This window comes from Variovorax sp. F042, from assembly GCF_057814215.1.
In genome coordinates this window covers 521,016-527,978 of sequence record NZ_JBVASX010000003.1, presented here as the reverse complement: position 1 = coordinate 527,978, position 6,963 = coordinate 521,016, and the positions used below count along the sequence as shown (strand labels likewise).

The window sequence follows — 6,963 nt, the reverse complement described above, 5'->3', positions numbered from 1 at the left end:
CCAGCGACATCCGCAGCCTGGGCTACAAGAGCTATGTCGACTACAACGTCGGCGCGAGCTACGACTTCGGCAACGGCCTGTCGCTGACCGGCTCGGTGCAGGGCGCCAACAAGAAGAGCTCGTACCTCGCGGTGGCCAACCCCGGCGTCGACCTCGGCTTCGGCACCTTCGGCCAGACGACCTACTCGCCGAACAAGGCGCGCTTCATCCTCACGCTGACGAAGACGCTGTAATCCATACAACAACGAGGTGCGGCCCAAGCTGCCGCACCATTCCATTTCCATCCGAAGGAGAAAACTCATGAAGCTGGTCACAGCCATCATCAAACCGTTCAAGCTCGATGAGGTGCGCGAAGCACTGTCGGCCATCGGCGTGCAGGGGATTACCGTCACTGAGGTCAAGGGCTTCGGTCGCCAGAAGGGCCACACCGAGCTCTACCGCGGCGCGGAGTACGTGGTCGACTTCCTGCCCAAGGTCAAGATCGAAGCGGCCGTCTCCGACGACCTGGTCGATCGCGTGATCGAGGCTGTCGAAGGCGCGGCACGCACCGGCAAGATCGGCGACGGCAAGATTTTTGTCTACAACCTCGAACAAGTCGTGCGCATCCGCACCGGCGAAACGGGCCGCGAAGCCCTCTGATCGAGTCCAGGCCCGAAAGAACAACGATTATGAAAAAACTGCTTGTCTCTCTTGCGCTCGGCTTGAGCGTGTTGGCTGCCGGTACTGCCGGCTTCGCGCAAACCCCCGCTGCGGCCACGGCCGAAGCACCGGCCGCGTCGGCATCGGCCCCCGCTGCCGCGCCTGCAGCCGCAGCAGCTCCGGCCGCTGCCGCCGACGCAGCTCCCGCGGCGCCCGCCGCCGCACCCGCTCCGAAGATCGACTCCGGCGACACCGCTTGGATGCTGACTTCGACGCTTCTCGTGATCCTGATGACCATTCCCGGCCTCGCGCTGTTCTACGGTGGCCTGGGCCGCTCGAAGAACATGCTGTCGGTGCTGATGCAGGTCTTCGTGATCTTCTCGCTGATCAGCATCCTGTGGGCCATCTACGGCTACAGCCTGGCCTTCTCCGGTGACGGCAACTTCTTCGGAGGATTCGACAAGATCTTCATGAAGGGCATCACGCAGGAGACCTTCGGCGCGCTGACCACGATTCCCGAATACGTGTTCGTCGCCTTCCAGGGCACTTTCGCGGCCATCACCGTGGCGCTGATCGTCGGCGCGTTCGCAGAGCGTGCCAAGTTCTCGGCCGTGCTGCTGTTCTCGGTGCTGTGGTTCACCTTCAGCTACGTGCCGATCGCCCACATCGTGTGGGGCGGCGGCCTGCTGGGCAAGGACGGCGCACTCGACTTCGCTGGCGGCACCGTGGTGCACATCAACGCCGGTGTGGCTGGCCTGGTTGGCGCCTATATGGTCGGCAAGCGCGTCGGCTACGGCAAGGAAGCGTTCACGCCTCACTCGCTCACGCTCACCATGGTCGGCGCTTCGCTGCTGTGGGTCGGCTGGTTCGGCTTCAACGCCGGCTCGGCTGGTGCTGCCAACGCCGTCGCCGGCCTGGCCTTCATCAACACGGTGCTCGCCACCGCTGCCGCGGCCCTGTCGTGGATCCTGGGTGAAAGCCTGCACAAGGGCAAGGCCTCGATGCTGGGCGCTGCGTCCGGTGCCGTTGCCGGCCTCGTGGCCGTCACGCCTGCCGCCGGTTTCATCGGCCCGATGGGTTCGATCGTGCTGGGCCTGCTGGCCGGCCTGGTCTGCCTGTGGGGTGTGGGCGGCCTGAAGCGCATGCTCGGTGCCGACGACGCGTTCGACGTGTTCGGCGTGCACGGCGTGGGCGGTATCCTGGGTGCCATCCTGACCGGCGTGTTCGCGGCCAAGGGCCTCGGCGGCACCGGCGGCGCAACGCCCGACACCTTCGCGATGGGCGCACAGGTCTGGATCCAGATCAAGAGCGTGGCGCTCACCGTCGTGTGGTCCGGCGTGGTTGCCTTCATCGCCTACAAGATCGCCGACCTGACCCTCGGCCTGCGTGTGTCGGAAGAAGAAGAGCGCGAAGGCCTCGACATCTCGTCGCACGGCGAAACGGCTTACAACCGCTGACCTGCTCTGGCCGGGTTGCCTTCGGGCAGCCCCGCCACTGAAACGACCACCACCACCTTTTACAAGAACAATTCTTCGTAACGAGTTTTTCAAGCGAGGTCTCCTTTGGATGTTCAGCCCGCAAGCGCTCCGGCGCCAGCGGGCTTTTTTTTGCCCTTTGCCGCGATGGCCGGGGGCACAATCGCGACACCATGTGGACCTCCCTCGAAGACAGCCTCTGCGAACTCGGCGAGTCGCCGTTCTGGCATCCCCAGGAGCGCTCGCTCTATTGGCTCGACATTCCCGGCCGCGCCGTGCTGCGCACCCGCGGCGACATCGGCTCCGCCAATGCCAGGGTCGAGCGATGGCCGCTGTCCACCGAGCCCGGCTGCATGGCGCCCGCGCGCAGTGGCGGCCTCGTGATTGCGCTGCGCGACGGCATCTACCGCGCGCGCGAGTGGGGCGGCGAACTGGTCGCGATGGCGCGCGTGGAGCACGACGTGCGCACCATGCGCTTCAACGACGGCAAGTGCGACGCGCTGGGCCGCTTCTGGGGCGGTTCGCTCAACGAAGCCAAGGACCGCGCCAATGCCGCGCTCTATTGCTTCGATGCACGCCCCGACACCGGCGTCTCGCCCACGCTGACGCAGATGGCCAACGAGTCCACCACCGCCAACGGCCTCGCCTTCTCGCCCGATGCCCGCACCCTCTACTGGGCCGACACCGCCGCGCACGTGGTGTGCGCGTGGGACTGGGACGCCGAGGGCAACTCGCTCTCGCACGCCCGCGTGTTCCACCAGTTCGACGCCAAGCCAGAAGGCTGGACGCCCGAAGCACCGATGGGCTACCAAGGCCGCCCCGACGGCGCCACCATCGACGCGCAAGGCCACTACTGGGTTGCCATGTTCGAAGGCGCGCAGCTGCTGCGCTTTGCACCTTCGGGCGAAATCGTGGCCTCTGTTCCCGTGCCTGTTCAATGCCCGACCATGCCCTGCTTCGGCGGCGATGACCTGAAGACGTTGTTCGTCACCAGCGGCCGCAAGGGTCGGCCTGCTGCCGAGATCGAGCGATTGCCCGCCTCGGGCACGGTGATTTCCATGCGGGTCGATACGCCTGGGTTGCCGGTCAGCTTCTTCGAGGACCAGGGTGGGTTGTGACGTGGTTTGTTCAGGGCGCGCGATCACGCCGACGGGGGACATTCGCGCAGGGGAGTACCGGGTGTCATTCGCACGCGCCCTGAACAAAAGCACAGGAACCGCATGGCCCTGCAACACATCCCACCCATCCAGTGCCTGCTGACCTTCGAGGCAGTGGCCCGGCTGCGCCACGCGGGCCGCGCAGCCGATGAGTTGTGCGTCACGCCCAGTGCGGTGAGCCACCGCATCCGGCAGCTCGAATCGCACATCGGCTTCAAGCTCTTCGGCCGCAGCGACTTCAGCCTCACGGCCGACGGTGCAGCCTACCTCGCGAACGTGCGCACGGGGCTTGCTGCGCTGCAGGCCACGCCGCTCGGCGCCAACGCCGCCCAACGCGCCACGCGCCTGCGCATCGCCGTCACGCCGACCTTCAGCCGCCAGTTCCTCATGCCGAGGCTGGAGCTGTTCCGCAACATCTATCCAGACATCGAACTGGTGCTGCAGGTGTCGATCCCGCTGCTCGACGTCACGGCCGAGCAGGCTGACCTCGAAGTGCGCTACGGCCCCGGCGGGTACGCCGACTGCGAGCACCGGCTCCTGCTCGAGGAGCAGGTCGTGCCCGCCTGCAGCCCGAGCTACCTCAACGAGTTCGGCCCCTTCACCGGTTTTCGCACTGCGGCGGAGATTGCCAGCGCACGGCTGATCCGCAGCCCGCTCGAACCCTGGGGCACCTGGTTCGCGAGCTGCGGGCTCGACCAGCCCGAGCCCAACATCGGCTCGCAGTTCAACGACCTGGGGCTTGTGTACGACGCCGCGGCCAGCGGCTTCGGCGTGGCGCTGGTACGGCAGAAGATGGGCGCGGCGTGGTTCGAATCGGGCCGGCTGGTGGCGCTGTCCGACCAGGCTGTGCTGTCGCCGCACCGGCACTACATCTGCTGGCAGCCGGGCACGCTCGAGCGCTGGGAATGCGCGGCCTTTGCCGACTGGCTCGAACAGAGCCTGCGCTGAACCCGCGAAGTTCTTTCAAGCGCCCGGCAAAAATCCATCAACCCGGGCCTGCCGCAATGTCCGTAGAGTGCGGGTAGAACCGAGACATCCCGCGAGCAGAAGAAAAGAGGTCGCCGCATGAACGCGCCGCTCACCCCCACGCAAAACGATTCGCTACAGAAAACAGAGCGCCAGTCCCAGGTGGTGCGAGCGCTGCAGGCTCATCTGCCGGCCCACGCCCTGATCTGGCACGCAGAAGACACCGCCCCCTACGAGTGCGACGGCCTCACCGCCTACCGCGCCCGCCCGCTCGTGGTGGCCTTGCCCGAGACCGAGGCTCAGGTGGCCGCCGTGCTCAAGACCTGCCATCAGCTCGGCGTGCCCGTGGTGGCGCGTGGCGCGGGCACCGGGCTCTCAGGCGGCGCCATGCCGCACACCATGGGCGTGACCATGTCGCTTGCCAAGTTCAACCGCATCCTGAAGATCGACCCGGTCAGCCGCACGGCCATCGTGCAGTGCGGCGTGCGCAACCTGGCCATCAGCGAGGCGGCCGCGCCCTTCAACCTCTACTACGCGCCCGATCCGTCGAGCCAGATCGCCTGCACCATCGGCGGCAACGTGGCCGAGAACTCGGGCGGCGTGCACTGCCTGAAGTACGGCCTGACGCTGCACAACGTGCTGCGCGTGCGTGGCTTCACCGCCGAAGGCGAGCCCATCGAATTCGGCGGCGAGGCGCTCGACGCGCCGGGGCTCGACCTGCTCGCGCTCGTCATCGGCAGCGAAGGCATGCTCGCCGTGACCACCGAAGTCACCGTCAAGCTCGTGCCCAAGCCGCAGCTCGCGCGCTGCATCATGGCCAGCTTCGACGACGTGCGCAAAGCCGGCGACGCAGTGGCCGCGGTGATCGCGGCCGGCATCATTCCCGCGGGCCTGGAGATGATGGACAAGCCCATGACCGCCGCCGTCGAAGACTTCGTGCGCGCGGGCTACGACCTCGATGCCGCCGCCATCCTGCTGTGCGAATCCGACGGCACGCCCGAGGAAGTGGAAGAAGAAATCGGCCGCATGACCGGCGTGCTGCGTGGCTGCGGCGCGACCGCCATCGCGGTGAGCAGCAGCGAGGAAGAGCGCATGAAGTTCTGGAGCGGTCGCAAGAACGCGTTTCCCGCCTCGGGCCGCATCAGCCCCGACTACATGTGCCTCGACTCGACCATTCCGCGCAAGCGCCTGGCCGACATCCTTCTGGCCATCCAGGAGATGGAGAAAAAATACAACCTGCGCTGCTGCAACGTGTTCCACGCGGGCGACGGCAACCTGCATCCGCTGGTGCTGTTCGACGCCAACGACCCCGACGAGCTGCACCGCTGCGAGCTGTTCGGCGCCGACATCCTGGAGACCAGCGTCGCGATGGGCGGCACCGTGTCGGGCGAGCATGGCGTGGGCGTGGAAAAGCTCAACAGCATGTGCGTGCAGTTCACCGCCGCGGAGAACGAGCAGATGTTCGGCGTCAAGCGCGCCTTCGATCCCGAGGGCATGCTGAACCCCGGCAAGGTGATTCCCACGCTGCAGCGCTGCGCCGAGTACGGCAAGCAGGTGGTGCGCGGCGGCAAGCTGTCGCATCCCGATCTGCCGAGGTTCTGATGGCGATGGACACCGCACTCCACCAGATCGTCGAGCGCATCCGCGCCGCCACTGCCGACGCCACGCCGCTGCGCATTCGCGGCGGCGGCACCAAGGATTTCTACGGGGAGACGCCGCAAGGCGAGCTGCTCGACACGCGCGCGCTCGCCGGCATCACCAGTTATGAGCCCAGCGAGCTGGTCGTCACCGCGCGCGCCGGTACGCCGCTCGCCGAGCTTGAAGCGGCGCTGGCGGAGAAGGGCCAGTGCCTGCCGTTCGAGCCGCCGTGCTTTGGCAGCAACGGCACCGTCGGCGGCATGGTCGCCGCCGGACTCAGCGGCCCGGCACGTGCCAGCGTCGGCGCGGTGCGCGACTACGTGCTCGGCGCCACGATCGTCAACGGCCGCGGCGAGGTGCTGACCTTCGGCGGCCAGGTGATGAAGAACGTCGCGGGCTACGACGTCTCGCGCGTGCTGGCCGGCTCGCTCGGCACGCTGGGCGTGATCGCCGAGGTGAGTCTCAAGGTGCTGCCCGTGGCGCCCGCCGAAGCCACGCTCGAGTTCGCTTGCAACCAGGCCGATGCGTTGCGGCTGCTCAATGAGTGGGGCGGCCGGCCGCTGCCGCTCAACGCGAGTTGCTGGTTCGAATACGAAGGGCAGGGCACGCTCTATCTGCGTTTGCGCGGTGCGGTCGCCGCGGTGGAAGCGGCATGCACGCACCTCGGCGGCGAGCGCAAGGACAACGCGCGCGCCGCCGCCGACTGGCAATCGCTGCGCGACCAGCAACTGCCGTGGTTCGCCACGAACGAAGGCACGGATGCGCTGTGGCGCCTGTCGGTGCCGCAGACCGCGCCCATGCTCTCGCTCGACGGCGCCGCGCCGCTGATCGAATGGCACGGCGGCCAGCGCTGGTACAAGGCTGTGCCCGAACAGGCCGCGCGCATCCGCGAGATCGCACGCGCGGCGGGTGGCCATGCCACGCTGTTCCGTCTGCCCGACCTAGGCACGCAACAAGGCAGTGTCCCGCGCTTCGATGTACTGAGCTCTCCTGTCGAACGCATCCATCGCGCGCTGATGCGCGAGTTCGATCCTCACGGCATCTTCAACCGCGGCCGCCTGCTCGCCCCCACGTAAAACAACAAGAAC

At 67.2% G+C, this 6,963-nt stretch carries 6 protein-coding genes and 1 pseudogene; all 7 read left to right on the top strand.

Annotated elements, in window-relative coordinates:
* Positions 1-233: pseudogene (locus ACZYSP_RS15265) on the top strand (TorF family putative porin); the annotation flags it as partial.
* Between the two features lie 67 nt (positions 234-300).
* A complete protein-coding gene (gene glnK, locus ACZYSP_RS15260; RefSeq protein ID WP_007833403.1) occupies positions 301-639 on the top strand; it encodes a P-II family nitrogen regulator in 339 nt (112 codons plus the stop codon).
* Between the two features lie 29 nt (positions 640-668).
* Positions 669-2,096, top strand: a complete 1,428-nt coding sequence (locus ACZYSP_RS15255; RefSeq protein WP_093053241.1) for an ammonium transporter — start codon at positions 669-671, stop codon at positions 2,094-2,096.
* Between the two features lie 191 nt (positions 2,097-2,287).
* A complete protein-coding gene (locus ACZYSP_RS15250) occupies positions 2,288-3,232 on the top strand; it encodes an SMP-30/gluconolactonase/LRE family protein (RefSeq protein WP_489014996.1) in 945 nt (314 codons plus the stop codon).
* Between the two features lie 102 nt (positions 3,233-3,334).
* Entirely contained in the window at positions 3,335-4,219 is an 885-nt protein-coding gene (locus ACZYSP_RS15245; RefSeq protein ID WP_093053249.1) for a LysR substrate-binding domain-containing protein, read from the top strand.
* Between the two features lie 117 nt (positions 4,220-4,336).
* A complete protein-coding gene (locus ACZYSP_RS15240) occupies positions 4,337-5,839 on the top strand; it encodes an FAD-linked oxidase C-terminal domain-containing protein (protein ID WP_489014994.1) in 1,503 nt (500 codons plus the stop codon).
* A gap of 5 nt (positions 5,840-5,844) precedes the next feature.
* Positions 5,845-6,951, top strand: coding sequence for a glycolate oxidase subunit GlcE (gene glcE / locus ACZYSP_RS15235; RefSeq protein ID WP_489014992.1), 1,107 nt, complete (start codon positions 5,845-5,847; stop codon positions 6,949-6,951).
* Positions 6,952-6,963: the final 12 nt, after the last annotated feature.

What these genes read in the sequence shown, in the direction of transcription:
- glcE (WP_489014992.1), top strand. Translation starts at nt 5,845, where the DNA reads ATGGACACCGCACTCCACCAGATCGTCGAGCGCATCCGCGCCGCCACT.
- glnK (WP_007833403.1), top strand. Translation starts at nt 301, where the DNA reads ATGAAGCTGGTCACAGCCATCATCAAACCGTTCAAGCTCGATGAGGTG.
- ACZYSP_RS15250 (WP_489014996.1), top strand. Translation starts at nt 2,288, where the DNA reads ATGTGGACCTCCCTCGAAGACAGCCTCTGCGAACTCGGCGAGTCGCCG.
- ACZYSP_RS15240 (WP_489014994.1), top strand. Translation starts at nt 4,337, where the DNA reads ATGAACGCGCCGCTCACCCCCACGCAAAACGATTCGCTACAGAAAACA.
- ACZYSP_RS15245 (WP_093053249.1), top strand. Translation starts at nt 3,335, where the DNA reads ATGGCCCTGCAACACATCCCACCCATCCAGTGCCTGCTGACCTTCGAG.
- ACZYSP_RS15255 (WP_093053241.1), top strand. Translation starts at nt 669, where the DNA reads ATGAAAAAACTGCTTGTCTCTCTTGCGCTCGGCTTGAGCGTGTTGGCT.